The organism is Psychromonas ossibalaenae ATCC BAA-1528 (genome assembly GCF_000381745.1).
Classification (GTDB): Bacteria; Pseudomonadota; Gammaproteobacteria; order Enterobacterales; family Psychromonadaceae; genus Psychromonas; species Psychromonas ossibalaenae.
The window spans coordinates 1-22,953 of sequence record NZ_KB907019.1; the positions used below are offsets into that span (position 1 = coordinate 1).

A 22,953-nucleotide genomic window follows, 5' to 3' on the forward strand; every position below is an offset into this window, starting at 1 on the left:
ATCAGTAACTAACTCAGGTGCTAATAGCTCGTTAAGGCCAGTAAATTCAGTGAAGTGATTAAGTGATACCTGGGAAAGTGCTGTTGATAGTTGCATAAAAAAATCCGATGTTTTGTGAACATCGGATTTTGATCTTATTCAGTTAAAAATCAATAGATTTTTCTTAACTGATCGGCATTAGCTGATTAGCGGTTTTTATATAATTTATTTTTTGATAAATTACAGGGAGATCTGCAGGACCGCATTTCGACCGTCATCGGTTATACCGTTATGCACATAACCGTCTGCATCATCAGGCAAAATGGTGAACTCTCGACCATCTGCAGCTGTTGCTTTATAAATAAACTGAAAACTTTCACGTTCTTCGGTGGAAATATTTTCAGCTATTTTGAACTTACCGTTTTTAAACTTTTTAAGCTCAATGGCAACCCAGTTATTATGTTCAGAAAGCAGTGAAATATTATCTGCATCCTGCGCATCCTGTTTCTCAATTTCAAAAGTAACTTTGACTTGAGGTTTAGATTTCAAGTACTGCTTCTTGATAGACATTATAAACTCCTTAAAAGACAGCTAGTTAATCTACTGTAAGCTAGAATAAATTTTAACCAAGTTTAATTGTTTCTTAATTAAAGATCAAATTGATGGTTAAGAATTGCCTGAGTAAGGGTCTTTTTTAAGTAAAAACCACGCGGACGCACTTTTATCAGCTGTCCGTCTTCACCAAAAGCATCGGTTAAGCATCGTCCATTGGCCGCTTTCGGCCTTAACTGCAGAACCTGCCCGTCTCGTGCACTAATTGATTCTATCTTCCCCAGAGATATCTTTTCCATTATCTCGTTCCAGTCTGTGGCTAATAAATGCTCCTGTTCCGGACTTGCGGACCACAGAAAAGCATTGCCGACAATACGCTCTGCCAGGGGGATATCACGCTCTCCCTGTACCGGTACCCATAATACACTGCTTAATTTATTACGCACATTGGAATTCACCCAGGTTAAGCGGGTTGTATTTAAAATAGGAGCGGAGCAGACAAAGGTCGTTTCTAACACTTTTCCAGATTGATCGATGGGAATTGTTTTTAGTTCAATACCTAGATGGGCAAAATCCTGCTCTGGTCTGCTGCCGGCAGTTGCCCCTAAATGCCATTCAATTAACTGACCGACCCAGCCTTTATTAGTACGCAGATCTTTGGCCATGGGAATTGCCGCCATTTCAGCTAATTCGCACAGAGAATAGCCTGCAATCTGTTCGCATCGATTTAATAGTTCTGTAGTTGAGCGCGGTGGATTTATCATCTTATTACCATTTTTAAGCGATTGCAGACTCGTTAATCTGGGCCATATCTTATCTTATTATTTACTATTCAGGGTTATTCAGTCTTTTATCATGGAGATTACACAGAGTTATCCACTTTTATAGTGGATAACTAAATACTTATTCATAAAAAAGAGAGTCTCGAGATTTTTTATCCGTAAATAATACCAAAAACAAGATCTGTGTCTAATAATTGTCCTAAAATCGCCCATTATAGCGCAGGTGGTTGATTTTTGACCTATGTAGATATGCACATCTGTTTGTGAATGAATACTACTGGATCTAATTACAGATCTAAATCTATAAATGCTTTTGTACTGTTGTAACGTACTGTTATTTATCTTATAAATTGATTTTTTTCGGCAAGGTGAAAGATCTTCAATAGCGTGGTAAATATCTATTATAGCTAAAAGAATTTATTATACACAAAGTTATGCACAGTTTACGTGGATATGTAACAAGTGCATTTTTTCTGCTAATTGAGCATGCTGTTTAGTCTACAATTTTAGATTTATCGGTTTGATGGGCAGAAGGATCTGTGAAAGAATGCGTCATTGATTAAAATTGTATTCATTACCATTAATAAACGGGGAACACCTCATAATAACCAGGTAGTGAATCTTAACTCTGAAAAGGCGCTTTAGTGATTGATACTGACGGTTATCGTCCCAATGTAGGTATCGTCATCTGTAATCAAAATGGACAGGTTTTATGGGCAAAACGATTTGGACAGCATTCATGGCAGTTTCCTCAAGGAGGAATTAAAGAGGGTGAGACACCTGAACAAGCTATGTACCGAGAGCTGCATGAAGAAGTCGGCTTAAAACCTGAACACGTAAAATTATTAGCCAGCACCCGTAACTGGCTGCGTTATAAACTGCCGAAACGGTTAGTTCGATGGGATTCACCTGAGCCGGTGTGCATCGGGCAGAAACAACGCTGGTTTTTATTACAATTGATTTCTGATGATAAGCAAATTGAATTTGAGGCATGCGGGCATCCTGAATTTGATGACTGGCGCTGGGTAAGTTACTGGTACCCTGTGCGTCAAGTTGTATCTTTTAAGCGGGAAGTTTACCGTAAAGCCTTAAAAGAATTCTCCGCTGTCGCTTTTTCATTAATGAAAAGTAACTCGGAAAAGAAAAAGAACACCCGGCGGCGGCGCGCCTCTTTTTATAAAAAGAGATAAACGTTTGTATTATTAATTCTTTAGTAAGGGATTTAGGCATGTTAAGTCAGCTGCGTCAGATTGTGGAACAGGTCGGAGATGCAAAAAGTTTAACGGCGGCAATGGACACACTTGTTCAGCAGACAAAGTTAACCATGAAGGTAGACTGCTGCTCTATTTTTATTACCGACCCGAATGTGCAGGAACTGAATTTAATGGCAAGTGAAGGACTTGCCAGCACAGCCGTCGGCACAATCCGTCTTAAATTTGGAGAAGGTATTGTCGGGCTGGTACATCAAAAAGGTGAGCCTTTAAATCTGGCTAATGTTAGCGACCACCCTCACTATAAATACCTACCTGCTAGCCAGGAAGAGCTGTTTAATTCCTTTTTAGGTACACCGATTATCCACAAACGTCAGGTATTAGGCGTATTAGTGGTACAACAGAAGAAGCCGCGCTTATTTAGTGAATTAGAAGAGTCTTTTCTGGTGACCTTAGCGATGCACCTTGCCAGCGTTCTGGCTAGTTCAGGTCTGCGTTTAGAGCTCGATAAACTCAATCAGCCTGCTTCTTCAATACATCTGCAGGGATGCCCGGCCAGCTCAGGAATTGCAATCGCAGAAGCCTATGTGGTACGGCCTATTTTAACTCTGGCTGAAGTCAATATTGAGAAAAGTTATTCAAGCAGTAAAGAAATTTTATTGTTTGAGATGATAGTAAAAAAATGCAGTGATGAATTTTCTAATCTTGCATTAACACTAAAAGAACAGCTGTCAAAAGAAGCCTTTGCTCTGTTTGATATTTATTCACATGTATTGAAAGATAAAACCTTTTTGAATGCCATTCGTGGTCAGATTAATGAAGCGCATTTAACAGCCTCAAGTGCAATTAAAGTGGTTGCTGAATCCTATATCAAGCAGTTTGAAGCGATGACCGACCGTTATTTAAGTGAGCGCGCATCAGAAATTCGTGATGTTGCACAGCGGCTGTTATATCACCTTACCCTGCAGGTTGAAGATGATCTAAATTTACCCGATAAACTCATTCTGGTGGCATCTGAAGTCACTTTATCGATGCTTGCCAGTATTCCGACTGAGAAACTACAGGGCATTGTTTCTGTACATGGCGGGGTTAGTTCCCATGTTGCTATTTTAGCACGCGCTTTAGGCATTCCAGCGGTAATGGGATTGTCGCTGTCATTAGATAATATCAACCGCAAGCCGCTGATTATCGATGGTTATGCGGGCTGTATTATTCTGTTTCCTGATCAGCCTTTAGTAACTCATTATCAGGTCCTGCTTGAAGAGGAAAATGAGCTCAAAAATTTAGTTGAGCTGGGTAAAAGTAAAGATGCCGTTACACTTGACGGACAGCGGATCTCCATTCTGCTTAATACCGGTTTAAATGCGAATCAGCACGGTGCTGTTGCGGGGCATTTTGACGGTATTGGTTTGTACCGCAGTGAGCTGCCTTTTATGCTCACGGATTCTTTTCCAACTGAGCTGGACCAGACTGAATCCTATGGAAAATTACTAGAGCAGTATTCTGAATTTCCAGTCACCATGCGCACCCTGGATGTTGGTGGTGATAAGCAGTTAAGTTATTTCCCTATTGTTGAAGAAAACCCGTTTCTAGGCTGGCGCGGTATCCGCTTAACGCTGGATCATCCGGAGATCTTTCTGGTACAGATCCGCGCCATGCTCAGTGCAAGTTTAAAACACCGTAATCTGCGTATTATGCTGCCGATGATCAGCGCAATTGAAGAAGTACATGAAGCAAAGCGTTTGATCACTCAGGCATGGAAAGAGATTAAATATGAATTTGGTTTAACGCCTGACGATTTTCCGCTGCCGGCGGTTGGTGTGATGATTGAAGTACCGTCCTCAATTTTTATCATCCCGCAGTTAGCACAGTGTGTCGACTTTATTTCCATCGGAAGCAATGATTTAATTCAGTACTTATTAGCCATAGACAGAAACAACAGCCGTGTCGCTTCCCTTTTTGACAGCTACCATCCAGCTGTAGTTCAGTGTTTAAAATTAATTATTGATAACAGCCGCAGTTTTGATCTGGAAGTGAGTATTTGCGGAGAGCTGGCAGGAGATCCGATCGGCGCTTTGATCCTGTTAGGTTTGGGTTATAACAAACTGAGCATGAATGCGAATAATATGGGTAAGATAAAATATTTAATTAATGCAGTGCCTCTGCATGAGCTAGAGAACTGCTGTGAGCAGGCGTTAAAGGCAAACAGCGGCACTGAGATTCGCGCTATCTTTGTTAATTACTTAGACCGTAAAGGTTTAGGCGGGTTTACCCGGGCCGGTAAATAATACCAATCTGAATAAGTATCTGATCCTTTATGCTGGTTAAAATCAATCCTATCTTCGTTATTAATTTCGTAATTAGAATAACTAGTTACATCAATTAATGCCTTGCTAGTATTGATTTTTCCTGCGCCTAAAACTGACCATTTACTTAATCAGTTTGGTATAACCTCTTTTTTATAGATATAAAAATGCCGAGTATAAAAACTCGGCATTTTTGTTTAACTTATAAAGCTATACCCGTTACCAATCAAAATGCATTTATCAGTCGCCAGCTCGGGCACCAAGACAAGACACAACATGATGATAATGGCTAGCCCTTATCGAATGTTGTAACGCAGTATTGGTTTTCGAGCTGGCGACCCGCAGGGCAAGCCGTGAGGCAAACACCTTCGTTGTTGTGAAGTTTCGATTTAACTCGTTAGATCTTCACCTTCACGCCTAGAACTTGTTTACCTCACGATTTGCTGATTTTTGCATCTTGAATGATAACGGGTATAAATTAACTCTGCGTATTTAACGTCTGCAGCGTTTTTTCTGCTTTTCTTTCTGCCGCACGACATGCCGCTGCTGTAAAGATGACATCAGTTGAGCTGTTTAATGCTGTTTCTGCAGAATCCTGCACAACACCGATAATGAAACCAATAGCAACAACCTGCATAGCAACTTCATTCGGCACACCAAATAAACTACATGCTAGCGGGATTAACAGCAATGAGCCACCGGCAACACCTGAAGCTCCACAAGCTGAAACTGCTGCAATAACACTTAATAAAATAGCAGTCGCAATATCAAACTCGATACCCAGAGTATTTACCGTTGCTAGTGTTAATACAGTAATAGTGATTGCTGCACCAGCCATATTGATGGTTGCGCCTAGAGGGATTGAAACAGAGTAAGTATCTTCGTGAAGATCTAATTTCTTACATAATTCCATATTTACCGGGATATTAGCAGCTGAGCTTCGGGTAAAGAATGCAGTTACACCTGACTCGCGTAAGCACTTGAAAATTAACGGGTAAGGGTTAGTTTTTGTTTTTACGTAAACAATTACCGGGTTAACGACTAGTGCAATGAACACCATACAGCCTAGTAATACCGCTAGCAGGTGAGAGTATCCCGCTAGTGCGGCAAAACCAGTCGTAGCAAAAGTACCTGCAACTAAACCGAAGATACCGATTGGTGCTAAACGAATGACGAAATGCACTAATTTAGTAACGCCGCCTGAAATATCCTGCATTACAGCTTTGGTGCTGTCATTCGCATGGTGCAGTGCTAAACCTAAACCTACAGCCCAGGCTAAAATACCGATAAAGTTACCCGTAGCCAGTGCATTAACCGGGTTATCTACGATTTTAAACAGCAGGGTACTTAATACTTCCTGAATACCTTCCGGCGGCGTCGCCTGAATATCTGTTGCTACTAGAACAAGACTGGTAGGGAAAAGCACGCTGAAAAATACCGCGGTACAAGCCGCTAACAGGGTGCCTAGCAGGTAAAGGTTAATAATCGGTTTTAAATTGGTGTGCGCGCCTTTTTTCTGGTTGGCAATGGATGATGCTACCAGAACAAAAACCAGTATTGGAGCAACTGCTTTTAATGCGCTTACGAATAGAGCGCCAAGGAAAGAGATAGCGGATGCACTCTCTGGTGAGATAGAAGCGACTAAAACACCAGCAGCAATACCGATGACAATTTGTATAACTAAGCTAACGTTTAACAAACGCTGCAGAAGGTTGGGCGTGGGATTCATATTTTAAACCTGTTTTAAATTATTGGACTGTAAGGGCAATATTTCCGTTTATTGATTTGCAATAATTCCGTTTATTGGCTTGCAGTATTTAGCATACCGTCATTGGTATTATGCGTGCATTGTAAAGATCATTGATTAACTTTGCACTAGTTTTGTACAAAAAGTGAACAGTAACATTCATTTCTGTGATGTCATTAATGACTTCTCATTTCTTAATCACCTGCTGCATCACTTCTAGTACGGGCATCAGTATAGCAAGGCCCCAGTAAGGTTTAACAGCTTTCTTTAGCGGACAGAAGGAGGTGCTTTATGCCTTCTGAGGTTAAAGTTCGGTGAATAAGAATCGCTCAGATTAGCGTCTTTATGGCTGTGAAGCAAGGTGATGATTGGTATCGTTTGTTGATTGGGTTATGATGTTGTTTCGTTTAAAACACAGTGATATGAGTAGATAAATGTCAGCATCAAATTTTGTTTTGCCAAATATTGATCCAATTGCAGTCAGCATTGGCCCTCTAGATATTCGCTGGTACGGATTAATGTACCTGGTTGGTTTTGTTTTTGCGTTCTGGATGGCAAACCGCCAGTGCGATAAATCTGGCGGAGTCTGGAGTCGCGAACAGGCGAGTGATCTGCTTTTTTACGGCTTTATGGGGGTGATCCTCGGGGGCCGGGCAGGTTATGTGTTCTTTTACCAGTTCTCGCGGTTTTTAGATAATCCCGTTTACCTGTTTAGAATCTGGGAAGGCGGCATGTCTTTTCACGGCGGTGTGATCGGCGTAGTTTTAGCTATCATTTATTATGCGAAAAAGAATCAGCGCTCAATTTTAGCGGTGGGTGACTTTATTGTGCCCCTTTTACCAGTAGGACTTGGCGCAGGCCGTATTGGTAACTTTATCAATTCAGAGCTGTGGGGAAGGGTAACCGATTCGCCGTTTGGTATCATTTTCCATAATGCAGGACCGCTGCCCCGTCACCCTTCACAGCTTTATGAATTTGCGCTTGAAGGTGTGCTTCTGTTTATTATTTTAATTGTGTTTATTCGTAAACCTCGTCCGGCCGGTTCGGTGGCTGGATTATTTTTATTAGGTTACGGTATTTTCCGGATAATTATTGAGTTTGCTCGCGAACCGGATGCGCATTTAGGTCTATTAACTTTTGGTTTGAGCATGGGGCAGATTCTTTCCCTGCCGATGGTAATTGCCGGCCTAGCTCTAATCACTTTTGCATATCGTAAAAAAGCAAAGCAGCCTGAAGTAATTAAGAAAAAAAAGAATACGGCTAAAAAAGCATAATTAAACAAATTTAGGTGAGAACAGATGAAACAGTATTTAGATTTATGCCAGCGTATTATTGATGAGGGTGTGTGGATTGAAAATGAGCGTACCGGTAAACGCTGTTTAACCGTGATTAATGCGGATCTTGAGTATGATGTAAAAAATAACAAGTTTCCGATGATCACCACACGTAAGAGTTTTTATAAGTCGGCGATTGCTGAGTTTCTGGGTTATATCCGCGGTTATGATAATGCCGCTGATTTTCGTGCTTTAGGTACTAAGACCTGGGATGCAAACGCCAATCTCAATGAAGCATGGCTGAATAATGAATACCGTAAAGGTCAAGATGATATGGGCCGTGTTTACGGTATCCAGGGACGCTCATGGGCAAAACCGGATGGTGATACCATTGATCAGCTGCGTAAAGTTGTTGATAACTTAAGCAAAGGTATTGATGACCGCGCTGAGATTATTACTTTTTATAATCCCGGTGAATTTCATATGGGTTGTTTGCGTCCGTGTATGCATACCCATACTTTCTCATTAGTGGGTGATACGCTGCATCTGACCAGCTATCAGCGTTCATGTGACGTGCCGCTTGGCCTTAACTTTAATCAGGTGCAGGTCTTCACATTCCTGGCTCTGATGGCGCAGATCACTGGTAAAAAAGCCGGTACGGCTTATCATAAGATAGTAAACGCTCACATTTATGAAGATCAGCTGGAATTGATGCGCGATGTACAGTTAAAACGTCAGCCGTTTGCATCTCCGCAGCTTAAAATAAATCCCAAAATACAAAGCTTAGAAGATTTAGAAACCTGGGTGACCATGGATGATTTTGAGGTAGTGGGATATGAGCATCACGAAGCCATTAAATATCCCTTTGCAGTTTAACTAAAGCGCAGATAACAAAAGCCCCGCTTAGACTCCTAAGCGGGGCTTTTGTTTGTGCAGATAAATTTAGTTATCTACATAGTAACGAACTCTTCCGAACCGGTCGGGTGAATTGCTACCACGCTGTCAAAGTCAGCTTTAGTCGCGCCCATCTTCATCGGCTCTGTATCACATTGAATTATTTGCTCAATAGCGATGCAGAGTAAACCTACCACTTTAGTAAATGGCCATATAGTAAAAAGAAATATTCTAACAGTACTTAGTTTTTCTTAAATCAGTGCAATGCTAAAAAAACTACGCATTGAATTTAATGACGATCTCTTTATCAGAAATAAGAATCATCTAGAGCCGACACCAAAGTGTGAAGAGATTTTATCTCAGCTTCCCGAGATATTTGATAGGTTATCTGTCCTGTATTCTGATTACTCTGACTGGAATATATCTAACCTGTCAGGTGAAGTTCTGCTCTACTTACCCGCACCTTTAATCAACATCATAGCACCACCTCTTCTTAAAAAACTGTGCAGACTTGCTCCAAACCTAACCGTAGAGTGCGCCAATTGGACATCAGATACTGTACAAGCGCTGGAAGAAGACAAACATTCTTGGGGAGTAAGTTATTTACCGGTAAGTTCTGGTAAAAACCTAGTTGAAAAGCAACTATATGATGATAGTTTCATATTAATTATGGGAAAAAAACACCCGCTAACCTCCAGTAATTTAAAAGAAGTATTCAACTATCCAATCTGTGTCACTATCATCCCCGGCTTCTCTGAAGGTTCCAGAATGGAGATGCTAATCAAAAGATATAAGATGGACAAAAAAGTTAATGTGAGGCTTAGTGATATGAGTTCAATGTTTAAATTACTCAGCACTTCTGAATTCATTGGAACTACTTCAAGCCTGTATAAAAATGCCTTACCTAATGACATCCGCTGCGAAGCGCTTCCTCCTGAAATGAATCCTAGGCTTTTCAAAAAGCCTCTGGTTTTTTTTACTAATCAAAGAAACAGTGCCGATCCGCTTTCTGACTGGCTTTACACCGAAATAAAACAAATTATTGATGCACTATAGTTACGATAGCCATTTTATCCCGCAAAGAATTTTCGATTTTTGAATCGTTAAACTTAACCTCGGCATTTATTTATACTCCTCTGAATCAGTTTCCACAATACTCCGAATAGGCCTTTTTTTTCAGCTCTGCTGGTACAGTTACCCCAATTATTAATAGACAGTTGCGGCTGCAGTTTATTCATTTTTCTGAATACTGCTGGCTGCGATTAGGGGCATTATGAAAGCATTTCACCTTATGTGTAAACCAGTTAGTTATTCGTGTAATTTGGATTGCACATACTGCTTTTATTTAGATAAAGAGCAGCATGTACTGCCTGAAAAAAAACAGATGAAAATGGATGATCAGACCCTTGAGCTATACATTCAAAATTTTATTTCTGCACAAGAACAGGATGAAATACTGTTTGCCTGGCAGGGGGGAGAGCCAACTTTAGCTGGGCTGGATTTTTATAAAAAAGCAGTTGAATTACAAAGTAAATATGCGAATGGAAAGAAAATTAAAAACACCTTTCAAACTAATGCCATATTAATTGACAGCAACTGGGCTGAGTTTTTTAAGCTGCACAATTTTTTAGTGGGGGTATCTATTGATGGGCCGGACTTTGTGCATGACCATTATCGTGTTACCCGCAGCAATAAAGGAACACATAACAAGGTGCTTCAGGCTATTAACCTTTTGAAGGATCAGAAAGTTGAATTTAATATAATTACCGTTATTACAAAACACTCTCTCAAATATGCGCAAGAGATATATCACTACATAACCAAAAATATTGGTGCACAACATATTCAGTTTATTCCAATCGTTGAACACCGCTCAACTTTGAATGAACAACTTATTTACCCTAGCCCAGATAGCGATTCATTGTTAACGGACTGGTCAATATCAGGTGAACAGTATGGTTTATTCATGCAGGATATATTTAGGCTATGGGTAACTAAAGATGTAGGCCGAGTATTTGTTCAGCTTTTCGAAAATGCACTGACCGCTTGGTATGGTTATACTCCAAGCCTTTGTACAATGCGGCCAACCTGTGGTGATGCACTTGTTTTAGAACAAAATGGTGATATTTATAGCTGCGATCATTACGTCTATCCAGAGTATAAAATTGGCAATATTAAACAGCAAAACCTCAATAAAATAATAAACCAAAAAAAGCAGAAACAATTTTCTTCTGATAAATCAAAACTTAACCGTCTCTGTCATGAATGTGAATTTAAATTTACCTGTCATGGCGGTTGCCCAAAACACCGCACGTTGGATATCGGGCTAACACATAAGCACAACCACCTATGTGACGGCTATAAAATTATCTTTGCTGAGATGGATCCGTACCTGAAATGTATGGTCAAGCTCATACAAAGTGGTAAGCCTGCATCGCAAATCATGAATCACATCTATCAGGTTAGCTTCCCAGAAAACAGTATTTAAACCGCTAGCAGCATCAAGATTAATAACATTAAGTAAAAGGGGATTATATGAAAAACATCAGTAAGCCAACAAAGATAGGGTTATTAACTTTACCTTTCATGGCATTAAATAGTATCGCAGCGGAACTGCCACTGGCAGTAAGCGACGATACTTTTCTAGCAAAAACGGTTGCTAAAAGAGACAATTTAGCGCCATCGATTGAGCGAGTGGAAGAGCAGAAACTAACGGCCGCTAAGCTTGAAAATGCAAAAAACAAATATGGCTCAAAGCCAAATATCGTATTGATACTGCTAGATGACGTAGCGTATGGTGATTTTGGAGTTTACGGCGGCGGAAATACCGTCGGTGCTGCAACGCCTAATATAGATGCAATTGCAAACCAAGGGCTGCAGTTAAATAACGCCTACTCACAGCCTTCGTGTACACCAACACGCGCGACCATAATGACAGGTCAGCTGCCCATTCGTACCGGTTTATTGAGACCTATGCTTCCAGGTGAAGGAACAACAGGAATAGGCTTAGATAAAACCAGTACATTACCTCAGAAACTAAGTAATGCAGGTTATACAACTCAGATGGTTGGTAAGTGGCATCTTGGCACATTTAAAGAAGCACAGCCGCAAAATGTTGGCTTTGATCACTACTACGGTATCTTAACGTCATCTGATGATTATACTGCGTGGAATGAACAATGGCGTAACCCCGATTTGATCCATGATAAAGCAAGAAATGAATGGGCTAAAGAGGGGGAAATCATGTCGATTGTTGAAGGCAGCCGAGGCGAAGAAGCCAGAAAGGTATCGCCAATTGATATGGAATCAATACGTTTTGTAGATGAAAAATTAACCAGTAAAGCAACTGATTTTATCGCATCGCAAGAAGATACAGATAAGCCGTTCTTCCTATATTATGCAACGCGTGGTGCGCATAATGATAACTATCCACACCCTGACTTTATCGGTAAGTCAAAATCAAAGTACCCGTACAAAGATGTTATTGTTGAATTAGACCACCGTATCGGTGAGATCAAAAGCTCACTCAAAGAGGCTGGGAAACTAGACAATACGCTATTTATTATTACCAGTGACAACGGACCATTTGTTGAAGCATTCCCTGATTCTGGTGTAACCCCTTTCCGCGGCGCTAAAGGAACTTCTTATGAAGGTGGAGTTCGTGTACCGACCATTGCTTACTGGCCTGGAATGATCAAACCAGGGCAAGTCTCAGATGGTTTATTTGATTTGACCGATATTTATGCCACTGCGCTGTCTGTAGCTGGTGCTAGTGATTTACTGCCAACAGATAGATACATCGATAGTATCGACCAAAGTGCGTTTCTGTTAACTGAAAACGGCAAGTCACATCGTCGCGAAATATTCTATTGGGCAAGTAATGCTTTAATGGGCGTACGTATTGCTGAATATAAATTCATGGTAAAAGATCAATCGTTTGAGTTTACAGACACTTGGCCAAAATCGAGCCCTTTTCAAAGTACAGTAACTGACTCTCTGTATGGAGGAAAGTTATTTAACCTGCACATTGATCCGCAAGAGCGTTATGCAATGACCCCGTTAAAACAACCACACGCACCCGTTTTAATGCAGGCAATTAATAAGCACTTGAAGACCTTTGTTGACTACCCTCCAGCGATAAAGATTAAATAAAAGCATCGCTTTACTATCGTAATTAAATAGGGCTTCTAGTAATAGAGGCCCTTTCTGCACTAACCAGTTATGTTAATTTCTGAGTGAAATAAAAACGATATAAAAGAGTTAGAGACCATTAGGGGGAAAAAACTAACTCATTGAAGGTGATTAGCTTCTAGGAAGCTCCTGTATATTAAGACCGCTCTTGAATAAGAGCTTAAATCTTCTAATTACTTCGTAGACTTTAGATAAAGGAACCATCAGTTTACGGGCTTAACGTAAGTATAATTTATGTCGTAAAGGGGGAGGACCGAAGCTAGCAGGATATTTTCTTAAATGAAATAGAGGGAAGGTAAGTTGTCTTAAGCATAAACTTATTCTCCTAATTTTATTTTTGTCGCTGTGATCAACTACGCCATGCGTACTCCGAAAAAATGGGCATGAAATAGTAGTAACATGCCTTCCAAAATTTCCAAAATACGCACAGATTAAAACGTAATGGTGCGCTTTCTACACTAACGGGTCATGGTAACAAATTCCTCGCTGCCCGTTGGATGAATCGCAACAACAGCATCAAAATCGGCTTTAGTCGCGCCCATCTTCATAGCTACTGCAAATCCCTGGATCATTTCATCAACAGTAAAGCCAATACCGTGTAAACCAACCACTTTTTCATCAGGGCCTGCGCAAACTAATTTCATTTTACATGGTTGACGATGTTTAGTGACTGCAGTGTACATGGCAGTAAAGCCTGACTGGTATACTTTGATATTATCCTTACCGTATTGTTTAACTGCATCCTGTTCAGTCAAGCCGATCGTACCAATCGGCGGGTGACTAAACACAACCGTTGCAATTAAGTCATAATCCATTTTCGCATCTGTTTTATTATTAAATAAACGCTCAGAAAGCAGGCGGCCCGCTTTCACGGCCACTGGCGTTAGCTCAACCCCGCCTTCCATAATATCACCGACACAGTAGATGCCCGGAATATTGGTTTCCTGGTAGGCATCCACTTTGATGTAACCACGAGCATTCGTTTCTACACCGGTTGCTTGTAAGTTGATTGTATCCGTCGCTGGATGGCGTCCAATCGCCCAGATCAGGGTGTCGACATTATAGCTTTCGCCATTTTCAAGGTGCAGGGTTAAGCTGCCGTCAGCTTCTTTAACTACTTCTTTGGGTACAGAGTGAGTATGTAAAGTTGGCCCTTCAGCTGCCATCACTTCTGTCAGGGGTTCAATGATCATCGGATCAAAGCTGCGCAATACAGACTCTTTACGGCAGAATAGATGCGTCTCAGTGCCTAGGGAGTGTAATACACCGGCAAGTTCGACGGCGATATAACCTGCGCCGATAACGGCGACTCGTTTTGGCTGCTTGTTTAATTCAAAGAATCCATTGGAATCAATACCAAATTCAGCACCGGGAATATTCGGAATAGTCGGGCGGCCGCCGGTGGCAATGGTGATATGTTTTGCACTGTAAATTTTACCATCGACTTCAACACTGTTTTTATTAACGAATTTGGCAAAACCTTTTATGACATTGATTTTATTATTGCCTAACACGCGATCGTAAGAATCATGAATACGGCTGATATAGGCTTGGCGGTTTTCCACCAGTTTAGCCCAGTTAAAACCTTTAAGTTCCACATCAAAGCCGTAATCTTCAGAATAAAGATTAATCGCTTCAGCAACTTGTGCACCATGCCACATTACTTTTTTCGGAACACAACCAACATTAACACAGGTACCACCTAACTCTTTGGCCTCTATTAAGGCAACGTTAGCGCCATGCATCGCTGCACGATTCGCTGAAGCGATACCGCCGCTGCCGCCGCCGATACAGATATAGTCGAAATCGAAATTATTCTCGCTCATGTTTGCTCCAATCTTTATAGTTTTTTTTATTTATTATGAGACTTCCAGGTAAGCCCAGGTAAGCCATGGTAAAAGTGCCGTTAAGTCACTTTCTTGTACAGTACTGCCGCACCAGATACGTAACCCGCTTGGTGCGTCTTTATAGGCGCCGATATCATAGGCCGCCTGGTTATCAGCCAGTAGTTTTATAAGCTGTTTAATTTGACTGCTGTCTAAATCAAGCGACAAACACACGCTGGTATTTGAAAGGCTTGCCGGGTCTTCTGCTAAGAAATTAATCCAGCTGTTTTGTGATACATAAGTTTCTAAAACTGCGAGGTTATCTAAAGACTTTTGAATACTTGCCTGTACTCCGCCAATATTTTTTACCCAGTTTAATGCATCCTGATAATCCGCAACACAAAGCATGGAAGGAGTATTGATAGTAGCGCCTTTAAAAATGCCTTCAATCAGTTTACCGCCTGCTGTTAAACGGAATATTTTCGGCATCGGCCAGCTTGGAATGTAATTTTCTAAACGTTCTACGGCGCGCGGGCTTAAAATAATAACCCCGTGCCCGCCTTCGCCGCCTAATACTTTCTGCCAGCTGAATGTGGTGACATCTAATTTTTCCCAGGGCATCTGCATGGCAAATACTGCAGAGGTTGCATCGCAGATGGTTAAACCTTCACGGTCGTCAGCGATAAAATCTCCATTCTTAACTTTTACACCGGAAGTCGTACCGTTCCAAGTGAAGATACAGTCATTAGCTGGGTTAACTTGGCTTAAATCCGGCAGCACACCGTAATTAGATTTAATTTCATTGACGTTTTCAAGTTTTAATTGTTTCGTAATATCAGCGAACCAGCCCTGACCAAACGACTCCCAGTAACAGACATCAACCGGGCGGGCGCCGAGCATTGACCACATGATCATCTCCATTGCGCCCGTATCTGATGCCGGTACGATACCTACTCGATAACCCTCTGGAAGCTGCAGCAGTTCCGCAGTATCACGGATTACTTTCTGCAGCGCATCTTTACCAACAACAGAACGGTGTGAGCGTCCTAGTGTTGAAATATCTAATTGGTCGAGCGCGTAACCCGGGCGCTTGGCACACGGCCCCGATGAAAAGTTAGGATTCGCAGGTTTGATTAATGGTGTCGGATTACTCATTTGCATCACATCCTTATTAGTTGCTTTAGGCAGTAAGAGTATAAAAATACACCAGAGTCTCACTGCTGGCTATGAGTAGTTAGCTGAAAGATAAAATTTTTAATAATAGTGAGGTTATTACACAGATAAATAATCATGAGGATCCAGTACGACGGGTCTTTTTTTAGGAATTTTTAATATTCCCAAATAACGGTTTTAGTCGTTTATTGTCGCCGGAGTGAATTAGAGGCCTATTTTAATATTGAGCGACAGCATTAGTAGAGAGGGAAAAATTATAGGAGGATAGCGCCGATGTACTCACGCATATTTATGAATAACCACTATTTTAGCATAACTGACTTTGGCCGTTATTGAGCATAAATTAAGCATTACTTCTCTTGTTTTTGTCTCATTGCTGGATTTCTAAGCAGTTGATTCGTTTTATTACAAAGGAGGCTTTACTTTATTTTCTGTTTAGGTATTATTGCGCTCAACAACAGGGGTGTAGTTCCAACGGCAGAACGACGGATTCCAAATCCGTATGTTGGGAGTTCGAATCTCTCCACCCCTGCCACATTAAGACAAAGGCTCAACAGTTTACTGTTGAGCCTTTTTCGTTTCTGCCTGGCAATCATTTATTATTCCCTGTTTTATGTTTTTCGAATCCATGCTTCCTGTCCATATATTGTTATTCGCATGTAGAATCCGTACCGAAGTAGATCCTAGTGAATCCAAAATATGCAAATGGATCCAGACCCGTCTTTAACATAAGCAACGCGTGCCGGTGGGTTGTAGTGTACATATGAACTATATTTATAGAGAAGAATGGTTATGAACAATAATAAAGTTCAGCGCCAATATGGGTATAGTTTACTTAACTTGTTTAAGCACTATGGTTGTAAAACTCAATGCATAGCTACACTCTTTCACCAAAGGCTATGGCTATATGAAAAAATTTATATTCGTTATTCTGTTTATAAGCTCGGCAGCTTGGGGCAATGACTCCCTAAAAATTGGATGTTTAGAAGGGGCCATTGGAGCGGATATATTTTTTGAAATTCTAACTGAAGCCTGTAATTTATCAAAAATTAATTGTGAACGTATTAGGTGGCCAAGTGAACGCACATTAAAAATGGCAGAATTAAGCGAAATCGACGGCGATGGACCACGTAATCCTAATGTTGAAAAATATTATTCAAAGTTAGTCCGAGTCGATTTTAATTTTTTTGATGTGGAGTTTGTTGGATTCGGTCGTAACCCTAAGATTAAGTTAAACTCCTGGAGCGATCTCGAAAAATTTAGTTTTGCTTACCCTAGAGGGTGGAAGATTTTTGATAAAAAAACGCCGAAACAAGGACGAATAGTAAGGGAATCTCCTGCCCAGTTACTAGCAATGGTAGAAAAAAATAGAATAGATTTAATTCTATTGACCAAGTGGGATGGATTAGAGCTGGTGAAACATTCTCCTGAAATTAATTTGCTCCCCGGGGTACTGGAAAAGATGCCTCAATACCTTTATCTAAGTCCTAATAAGGCCTATTTAGCTCCGAAATTAATTGAGTCGTTGAAACAGATGCGTAAACAGGGGAAAATTAAAAAAATAATTAACGCAATCCTTGAAGAAAGGTTGAAAACAGCGGCTTAATACCTATCTATATTGTGCCGGAGAAATTAGGCTCTGTTTCAATATACTGGTGCAGCCTATATGTAGATTGAAAAATCTGCTGAGAATTAAGGTTTGAATAGCTTTCTCTAAACCAGGCATAAATAATGCTGTAAATACTTTGTCACGAACCCTAGCACTTTTCCATCAATACTTCGGTTAGCTCCCATTCAGTGTTATATTCGCCTAACTAGATTTTACTGTCACTTTTTCATTGGACCTGCTATGAAGCACCAACAAGCTGTTTATTTACAAGAAATGGGAATTACCCGCTGGCAGGTCCGTAAACCAAATTTATTTCCCCGCTTTAATAATGCCGATCCAGTTGATTTAAAAAACTATTCATTATTGGTGATCTGTTCAAATGAAGATTTTCAGCATCCGTTAATGGGAAAGATACTCAGTGCTTTTAAATTTAAAGCGGATGATGTGTATCACTGCTCAATGAGTGAATTTGAAGATCAGCAGGGCGATTTACCTGAGTATATCTGGACAACCGTTGGTGAAATTAATCAGCCCCAGGGGCACAAATTATTAACTTCTCCCTCTTTACCCTATCTTGCTGACCATCCAGAAGATAAAAAATCCCTATGGAAACAATTCTGTGCCTTTAATTAATAAAAATAACCTGCAGATTTTGGCAATGAGTCTGGGGGATATTGAGGCTGTTCATAATATCGAACAGCAGAGTCATAGCCACCCCTGGTCAAAAAAACTGTTTCTAAGTAATTTTGGAAAACGCTACTTTAACCATGTTCTATTAGCTGATAATCAGGTGCTTGCTTATTTTGTTGCAAGCTCGGTTGCCGGGGAGGTAACTTTAATGAATATTGCTGTTTCTCCGGACTGTCAGGGTAAAGGTTTAGGGCGTCTGCTGTTACAGTACCTGCTGGACTTTTCTCTGGCAAATAATGAGCAGGAGATATGGCTGGAGGTACGAGCTTCAAATGTGAGTGCATTAAGTTTGTATCATAAGCTGGGGTTCGTTGAAGTAGATCGGCGCAAAGGTTATTACCCAAGCGAAAGCGGCCGGGAAGATGCCGTGATAATGTGCTGCTATCTTAAATAATCAAGATCCTGCCGCCTTTTGTGCATTGTTAATATTAAAAAATAACTTAAGACGTAATTAATATTTTTATTAAAAACTGGAAACAAATCATGATATCTAAAAATCAGTTAAAACTCATCCACGCTCTTGAGCAGAAAAAACAGCGTAAAAAACACGGGCTGTTTTTAGTACAGGGAGAAAAAAATGTCGGTGAATTATTTAATTCTGATTTTACGGTAAAACAAATTTTTGCCACAAGCACCTACATTAACGAAAACAACAAACTGCTGGCAGAAAAAGACCTGGTGGCGATGACTGTTGAAGCAACTGAAGAAGAGCTAAAAAAAGCCGGCACTTTAGTTTCAAATAACAGTGTTATTGCCGTGGTTGAGTGTAAACAAAGCGAAGCCCCGCAGATTCGTGGTAACGAGCTGATTTTAGTGTTAGATCAGGTTGGTGATCCAGGAAACTTAGGTACGATTATTCGTGTTGCTGACTGGTATGGTATCGAGCAGGTTGTCTGCAGCCCAGACTGCGCAGACTTTTATAATCCGAAAGTGATTGCCGCCAGCATGGGCTCATTTGCTCGAGTAAAGGTGAGTTTTACAGATTTAACTGAGTATTTATCTAAGCAGAGCAAGCCGGTTTATGGCGCTTTCTTAGAAGGAGAAAATATCCATAAAACACAATTAGCGAAGAGTGCATTTATTGTTATGGGCAGTGAGTCACATGGAATCTCAGATGAAATAGCTAAATTCATTACAGATAAGATAACCATTCCCAGCTTTGGGCAGGCAGAGTCGTTAAACGTGGCGATGGCAACAGGCATTATTTTAGATAATTTTAAGCGTTGATAGTAACGGAATAAAATCACTATCCACCATTAATTCAGGCAAAGCTGAGTCATTAAATGTGGTGATGGCAACGGCTATTATTTTAGACAATTTCAAACGTTAGAATAGATTGAATTCAGTCGATATGGATTTGTACGCTGAGCTAGCTCTCGCCGAGAAAGCTTGGCTTCAAAGTGCTTCTACACCCCTTACACAAATATTTAGCACCTTTTAATACCTTATTATGCCTGCGGACTGTCAGCTGGTGGCTGGTGCATAAGCATTGGTATTCAAACTGCTGACCAATGACATCTTTAATATCTAAGTTATGGGTGGTTTTGGCCGGACAGTTAAATACTTCTATCATCACCTGCTGCCATTCTTTACCATGCGGGCGTACTTTTCCGTAAAGCTGGTAAGTAATCAGGTGTGCGACTTCATGGGCTACAACCTGCTGTAGAAATTCATTCTGGTTCTGTTTAAACAGGACGGGATTAAATTTTATCAGGTTACGCTGCAGGTGTGCTGTACCGGCACTTTTACCGCGCTGATTGTACAGATATGCAGGGCGCTTAAAAGGGCGATCAAAAAAGCACTCGGCCAAAATGAAACAATCTTCACCTTTGACTTGGAGTGCTTTCTTATCATCTAAACTAAGCATGCTTGTTTTTAAAAATTAAAATGCATCTGCTTTTAGATCTTCAACTTTATTCAGTGATTCCCAAGGGAACTGTTCACGTCCAAAGTGACCGTAAGCCGCTGTTTCTTGATAAATCGGCTTAATAAGATCCAGCATTTCGATTAGACCGTAAGGACGAAGATCAAAGTGCTTACGAATTAAGTCGATGATCAGGTCTTTTTTAACTTTCTCAGTACCGAATGTTTCAACACTGATTGAAGTCGGCTCTGCAACACCAATTGCGTAAGAAACTTGGATCTCACAACGATCAGCAAGGCCAGCTGCAACGATATTTTTAGCAACGTAACGCGCTGCATATGCCGCACTACGGTCAACTTTTGAAGGATCTTTACCAGAGAAGGCACCGCCGCCGTGACGTGCTGTACCGCCGTAGGTATCAACAATGATTTTACGACCGGTCAGGCCGCAGTCACCTACAGGTCCGCCGATAACAAAACGGCCGGTTGGATTGATAAAGTATTTAGTGTGCTCTGTCAGTAGTTCAGCAGGCAGTACGGGTTTGATAATCTCTTCCATTACCGCTTCAATTAAATCATCCTGTTTAATCTCTTCAGAATGCTGCGTTGACAGAACAACTGCATCGATACCGACAATTTTACCATGGTCATAAGCAAAGGTTACCTGGCTTTTTGCATCCGGGCGTAACCACGGCAGAATTTTCTTTTTACGAACATCTGCCTGGCGTTTAACCAGACGGTGTGCGTAAGTAACAGGTGCAGGCATGAAAACATCTGTTTCATTAGTTGCATAGCCAAACATTAAACCCTGGTCACCGGCGCCTTGCTCGTGCGGATCGCTGCGGTCAACACCCTGGTTAATATCCGGAGACTGTTTACCTACTACGTTTAATACAGCACAAGAGTCTGCATCAAAACCCATTTCTGAACTTGTGTAACCGATATCACGCACTGTTTTACGGGTGATCTCTTCGATATCAACCCATGCATCAGTGGTGATTTCACCGCCAACCATTACCATGCCGGTTTTGACATAAGTCTCACAGGCAACACGTGCTTTTTTATCTTGTTTTAAAATTGCATCAAGTACCGCATCAGAAATCTGATCGGCGATTTTATCCGGATGACCTTCAGATACTGATTCTGAAGTAAATAAGTCACGTGACATGTGAGCTCCTAAAATAATAATAGCTTGAATAGATTTAGATGTTTTTCCATCTAGACGTCTATCTTACATTTTTTTGTGATGAAAAACACTATAATATTTTTTAGAATAAGCGAAAAGGAGTTGTTTATTTAACTGCCGGATAGATAAATGGTCGTATTTTATTAATATATATGTTTATTACTTTTTATAAAAAAAGTTGTAAATTTAAGATATACTTAGGCCGCTTTAGATCCCTTGACTCCTATTCTGACTACTGTATTGAGCTGTATTATGTTATTTCTGACTCGTTTAAAGGCGTTTATTTCATTTATTAATAATATGCCTAAACAACACTTTTTTGCTTTAATTATTCTCTTTGTCTTCCTGCTGGTTATCTCTTTTATTCCTGCCCATGAGCCGGAAGAGAAAAGCATAAAACGTCAGCTGGTTTTACCTACTGCGGCCGCTCCTAGCGATGATTATGCCGTGGCAAAGCCGATAACTGCCGACAAAGATGAATATGATAAAGCCCTTCCGGACTTTTCCGGTAACCGGGAGGTCGAAATCGAAATTCAAGCGGGTGATACTCTGAGTGGTATTTTTCAGAAAGAAGGGTTGTCAGCCGCCTTACTGCAGGAGTTATTAGAAGTTGATAAACAATACCTGCGTTTGGGTAATTTACTGCCGGGGCAGAAGGTTGACCTGTTAATTGATCCGGATAATAAGCTGCTTGCTTTAAACGTTATTATCGACCGTGCTAATACTTTAAGTTTCACTTTAAAAGATGAGCAGTACGTTTCTTTATTAGAAACAAAACCCGGTGAATGGCGAAACAGTTCTTTTCAGGGAAGTGTTAACGGCAGCTTTTATGTAGATGCTAAAGAAGCGGGTTTATCTGCAGGGCAGATTCAGCAGGTATCCAGTGCACTGCAGGATAAGTTTGATTTCAATCGTCAGCTTCGTCCCGGTGACAGCTTTCATGTGTTAGTTGCCAAAAAGTATATTGACGGTGAATATAGCTTTGACAGTGAAGTACTCGCTATTTTGATTAAGACCCGTCATCAAACTTTCAGTGCCTTTTTGAATGAAGACGGCCGTTATTATGATACCGAAGGTAACGGTTTAACTAAAGCATATCGACGTTATCCGCTTAATGGAAAATACCGTATCAGCTCTTCATTTAACAACAAAAGACTGCATCCGATAACTAAAAGAATTAGCCCTCATAACGGCACTGATTTTGCCACACCTATTGGGACCAAGGTTTATGCCGTTGGTGACGGAGTGGTAATACGGGCCGGTTATCATCCGGCTGCTGGTAATTATATTGTGATTAAACATGGCCGAAAATATACCACGCGTTTTTTGCATTTAAGTAAAATTCTGGTGCGTAAAGGACAGCGTGTGAAGATGGGCACTTTAATTGCTAAATCAGGTAATACCGGACGCTCTACAGGACCGCACTTACATTACGAATTTCACGTTTATAATAAACCGGTTGATGCGATGAAGGTGGATTTGCCGCTGTCACAGAAAGTGCCGAAAAAACAGCAGAAGGATTTTGTTAAGCGCCGAGATCTGTTCTTAAAAGAGATGTCGCAGACTTATGCTTCGTTGTGATAAGAAACAACTTTTTTCAGATGTAAATTTTATTTAATGTGTTTCATGCGGCTATTGTGAATTACGTAAATATGACTATATTGTAATTA

General features: G+C 40.7%; 19 protein-coding genes, 1 tRNA gene and 1 pseudogene. 13 read left to right on the forward strand and 8 right to left on the reverse strand.

Translation table 11 applies throughout. From position 1 onward, the window contains the following. Positions 1–219: 219 nt before the first annotated feature. Together G327_RS0119345 and mutH are read right to left on the reverse strand one after the other, a co-directional pair. Positions 220–549 (reverse strand): early set domain-containing protein, encoded by a 330-nt coding sequence (locus G327_RS0119345; RefSeq protein WP_019616461.1) that lies wholly within the window; start codon positions 547–549, stop codon positions 220–222. 77 nt (positions 550–626) lie between these two features. Beyond that, entirely contained in the window at positions 627–1,295 is a 669-nt protein-coding gene (gene mutH, locus G327_RS0119350; protein WP_019616462.1) for a DNA mismatch repair endonuclease MutH, read from the reverse strand. A 662-nt stretch (positions 1,296–1,957) separates the two neighbouring features. Between mutH and rppH the strand changes: the two genes are divergently transcribed. Both rppH and ptsP read left to right on the forward strand, forming a co-directional pair. Continuing rightward, a complete protein-coding gene (gene rppH, locus G327_RS0119355) occupies positions 1,958–2,503 on the forward strand; it encodes an RNA pyrophosphohydrolase (RefSeq protein ID WP_019616463.1) in 546 nt (181 codons plus the stop codon). A gap of 38 nt (positions 2,504–2,541) precedes the next feature. Beyond that, on the forward strand, positions 2,542–4,812 hold the full coding sequence (gene ptsP / locus G327_RS0119360; protein WP_019616464.1) for a phosphoenolpyruvate--protein phosphotransferase: 2,271 nt from the start codon (positions 2,542–2,544) through the stop codon (positions 4,810–4,812). 496 nt (positions 4,813–5,308) lie between these two features. Here ptsP and sstT read toward each other — a convergent pair whose 3' ends face one another. After that, on the reverse strand, positions 5,309–6,559 hold the full coding sequence (gene sstT / locus G327_RS0119365) for a serine/threonine transporter SstT (RefSeq protein ID WP_019616465.1): 1,251 nt from the start codon (positions 6,557–6,559) through the stop codon (positions 5,309–5,311). A 452-nt stretch (positions 6,560–7,011) separates the two neighbouring features. On the opposite strand from sstT, the gene lgt reads away from it, so the two are divergent. Both lgt and G327_RS0119375 read left to right on the forward strand, forming a co-directional pair. Further along, entirely contained in the window at positions 7,012–7,851 is an 840-nt protein-coding gene (gene lgt, locus G327_RS0119370) for a prolipoprotein diacylglyceryl transferase (protein ID WP_019616466.1), read from the forward strand. A gap of 24 nt (positions 7,852–7,875) precedes the next feature. Next, positions 7,876–8,727, forward strand: a complete 852-nt coding sequence (locus G327_RS0119375; protein ID WP_019616467.1) for a thymidylate synthase — start codon at positions 7,876–7,878, stop codon at positions 8,725–8,727. 74 nt (positions 8,728–8,801) lie between these two features. Here the strand turns inward: G327_RS0119375 and G327_RS26930 are convergent. Then, a pseudogene (locus G327_RS26930) lies at positions 8,802–8,954 on the reverse strand (glutathione-disulfide reductase); the annotation flags it as partial. Between the two features lie 55 nt (positions 8,955–9,009). Here G327_RS26930 and G327_RS25720 point away from each other — a divergent pair. The 3 genes from G327_RS25720 to G327_RS0119395 all read left to right on the forward strand — a co-directional run bounded on the left by G327_RS25720 (position 9,010) and on the right by G327_RS0119395 (position 12,897). Next, on the forward strand, positions 9,010–9,801 hold the full coding sequence (locus tag G327_RS25720; protein WP_019616468.1) for a LysR family transcriptional regulator: 792 nt from the start codon (positions 9,010–9,012) through the stop codon (positions 9,799–9,801). 235 nt (positions 9,802–10,036) lie between these two features. Continuing rightward, positions 10,037–11,233 carry an anaerobic sulfatase maturase gene (locus G327_RS0119390; protein ID WP_245542709.1) on the forward strand — a complete coding sequence of 399 codons (1,197 nt, stop codon included), beginning with the start codon at positions 10,037–10,039 and terminating at the stop codon, positions 11,231–11,233. Between the two features lie 47 nt (positions 11,234–11,280). After that, on the forward strand, positions 11,281–12,897 hold the full coding sequence (locus G327_RS0119395; protein ID WP_019616471.1) for an arylsulfatase: 1,617 nt from the start codon (positions 11,281–11,283) through the stop codon (positions 12,895–12,897). Between the two features lie 497 nt (positions 12,898–13,394). Here G327_RS0119395 and gorA read toward each other — a convergent pair whose 3' ends face one another. Continuing rightward, positions 13,395–14,762: a glutathione-disulfide reductase gene (gene gorA, locus G327_RS0119400; RefSeq protein ID WP_019616472.1), complete on the reverse strand. Its 1,368-nt coding sequence runs from the start codon at positions 14,760–14,762 to the stop codon at positions 13,395–13,397. A 33-nt stretch (positions 14,763–14,795) separates the two neighbouring features. Beyond that, a complete protein-coding gene (locus G327_RS0119405; protein WP_019616473.1) occupies positions 14,796–15,917 on the reverse strand; it encodes a phosphoserine transaminase in 1,122 nt (373 codons plus the stop codon). Positions 15,918–16,394: 477 nt separating this feature from the next. Between G327_RS0119405 and G327_RS0119410 the strand changes: the two genes are divergently transcribed. The 5 genes from G327_RS0119410 to G327_RS0119430 all read left to right on the forward strand — a co-directional run bounded on the left by G327_RS0119410 (position 16,395) and on the right by G327_RS0119430 (position 19,461). Further along, positions 16,395–16,470: transfer RNA gene (locus G327_RS0119410), tRNA-Trp, on the forward strand. 372 nt (positions 16,471–16,842) lie between these two features. Next, the gene (locus G327_RS0119415) at positions 16,843–17,541 is read left to right on the forward strand and encodes a type 2 periplasmic-binding domain-containing protein (protein WP_019616474.1); all 699 of its coding nucleotides are present in this window, start codon (positions 16,843–16,845) and stop codon (positions 17,539–17,541) included. Positions 17,542–17,784: 243 nt separating this feature from the next. Continuing rightward, positions 17,785–18,177 (forward strand): DNA polymerase III subunit psi, encoded by a 393-nt coding sequence (locus tag G327_RS0119420; RefSeq protein ID WP_019616475.1) that lies wholly within the window; start codon positions 17,785–17,787, stop codon positions 18,175–18,177. Continuing rightward, positions 18,164–18,628 (forward strand): ribosomal protein S18-alanine N-acetyltransferase, encoded by a 465-nt coding sequence (gene rimI, locus G327_RS0119425; RefSeq protein WP_019616476.1) that lies wholly within the window; start codon positions 18,164–18,166, stop codon positions 18,626–18,628. The genes G327_RS0119420 and rimI overlap by 14 nt, the downstream gene beginning before the upstream one ends. An 89-nt stretch (positions 18,629–18,717) precedes the next feature. After that, positions 18,718–19,461, forward strand: a complete 744-nt coding sequence (locus G327_RS0119430; protein WP_019616477.1) for an RNA methyltransferase — start codon at positions 18,718–18,720, stop codon at positions 19,459–19,461. Between the two features lie 142 nt (positions 19,462–19,603). Here G327_RS0119430 and G327_RS0119435 read toward each other — a convergent pair whose 3' ends face one another. Both G327_RS0119435 and metK read right to left on the reverse strand, forming a co-directional pair. Next, complete coding sequence (locus G327_RS0119435) at positions 19,604–20,101, reverse strand: SprT family zinc-dependent metalloprotease (RefSeq protein ID WP_019616478.1); 498 nt, start codon at positions 20,099–20,101, stop codon at positions 19,604–19,606. Positions 20,102–20,116: 15 nt separating this feature from the next. Further along, entirely contained in the window at positions 20,117–21,265 is a 1,149-nt protein-coding gene (gene metK, locus G327_RS0119440; RefSeq protein WP_019616479.1) for a methionine adenosyltransferase, read from the reverse strand. 270 nt (positions 21,266–21,535) lie between these two features. On the opposite strand from metK, the gene G327_RS0119445 reads away from it, so the two are divergent. After that, on the forward strand, positions 21,536–22,864 hold the full coding sequence (locus G327_RS0119445) for a peptidoglycan DD-metalloendopeptidase family protein (RefSeq protein ID WP_019616480.1): 1,329 nt from the start codon (positions 21,536–21,538) through the stop codon (positions 22,862–22,864). The last annotated feature ends 89 nt before the right edge of the window (positions 22,865–22,953 follow it).

Bases quoted from the DNA above. Each gene is read 5' to 3' on its own strand.
- gorA (WP_019616472.1), bottom strand. From the start codon at position 14,762: ATGAGCGAGAATAATTTCGATTTCGACTATATCTGTATCGGCGGCGGC.
- sstT (WP_019616465.1), bottom strand. From the start codon at position 6,559: ATGAATCCCACGCCCAACCTTCTGCAGCGTTTGTTAAACGTTAGCTTA.
- ptsP (WP_019616464.1), top strand. From the start codon at position 2,542: ATGTTAAGTCAGCTGCGTCAGATTGTGGAACAGGTCGGAGATGCAAAA.
- G327_RS0119390 (WP_245542709.1), top strand. From the start codon at position 10,037: ATGTGTAAACCAGTTAGTTATTCGTGTAATTTGGATTGCACATACTGC.
- lgt (WP_019616466.1), top strand. From the start codon at position 7,012: ATGTCAGCATCAAATTTTGTTTTGCCAAATATTGATCCAATTGCAGTC.
- G327_RS0119405 (WP_019616473.1), bottom strand. From the start codon at position 15,917: ATGAGTAATCCGACACCATTAATCAAACCTGCGAATCCTAACTTTTCA.
- G327_RS25720 (WP_019616468.1), top strand. From the start codon at position 9,010: ATGCTAAAAAAACTACGCATTGAATTTAATGACGATCTCTTTATCAGA.
- G327_RS0119445 (WP_019616480.1), top strand. From the start codon at position 21,536: ATGTTATTTCTGACTCGTTTAAAGGCGTTTATTTCATTTATTAATAAT.
- mutH (WP_019616462.1), bottom strand. From the start codon at position 1,295: ATGATAAATCCACCGCGCTCAACTACAGAACTATTAAATCGATGCGAA.
- G327_RS0119430 (WP_019616477.1), top strand. From the start codon at position 18,718: ATGATATCTAAAAATCAGTTAAAACTCATCCACGCTCTTGAGCAGAAA.
- G327_RS0119420 (WP_019616475.1), top strand. From the start codon at position 17,785: ATGAAGCACCAACAAGCTGTTTATTTACAAGAAATGGGAATTACCCGC.
- metK (WP_019616479.1), bottom strand. From the start codon at position 21,265: ATGTCACGTGACTTATTTACTTCAGAATCAGTATCTGAAGGTCATCCG.
- G327_RS0119375 (WP_019616467.1), top strand. From the start codon at position 7,876: ATGAAACAGTATTTAGATTTATGCCAGCGTATTATTGATGAGGGTGTG.
- G327_RS0119415 (WP_019616474.1), top strand. From the start codon at position 16,843: ATGAAAAAATTTATATTCGTTATTCTGTTTATAAGCTCGGCAGCTTGG.
- G327_RS0119435 (WP_019616478.1), bottom strand. From the start codon at position 20,101: ATGCTTAGTTTAGATGATAAGAAAGCACTCCAAGTCAAAGGTGAAGAT.
- G327_RS0119395 (WP_019616471.1), top strand. From the start codon at position 11,281: ATGAAAAACATCAGTAAGCCAACAAAGATAGGGTTATTAACTTTACCT.
- G327_RS0119345 (WP_019616461.1), bottom strand. From the start codon at position 549: ATGTCTATCAAGAAGCAGTACTTGAAATCTAAACCTCAAGTCAAAGTT.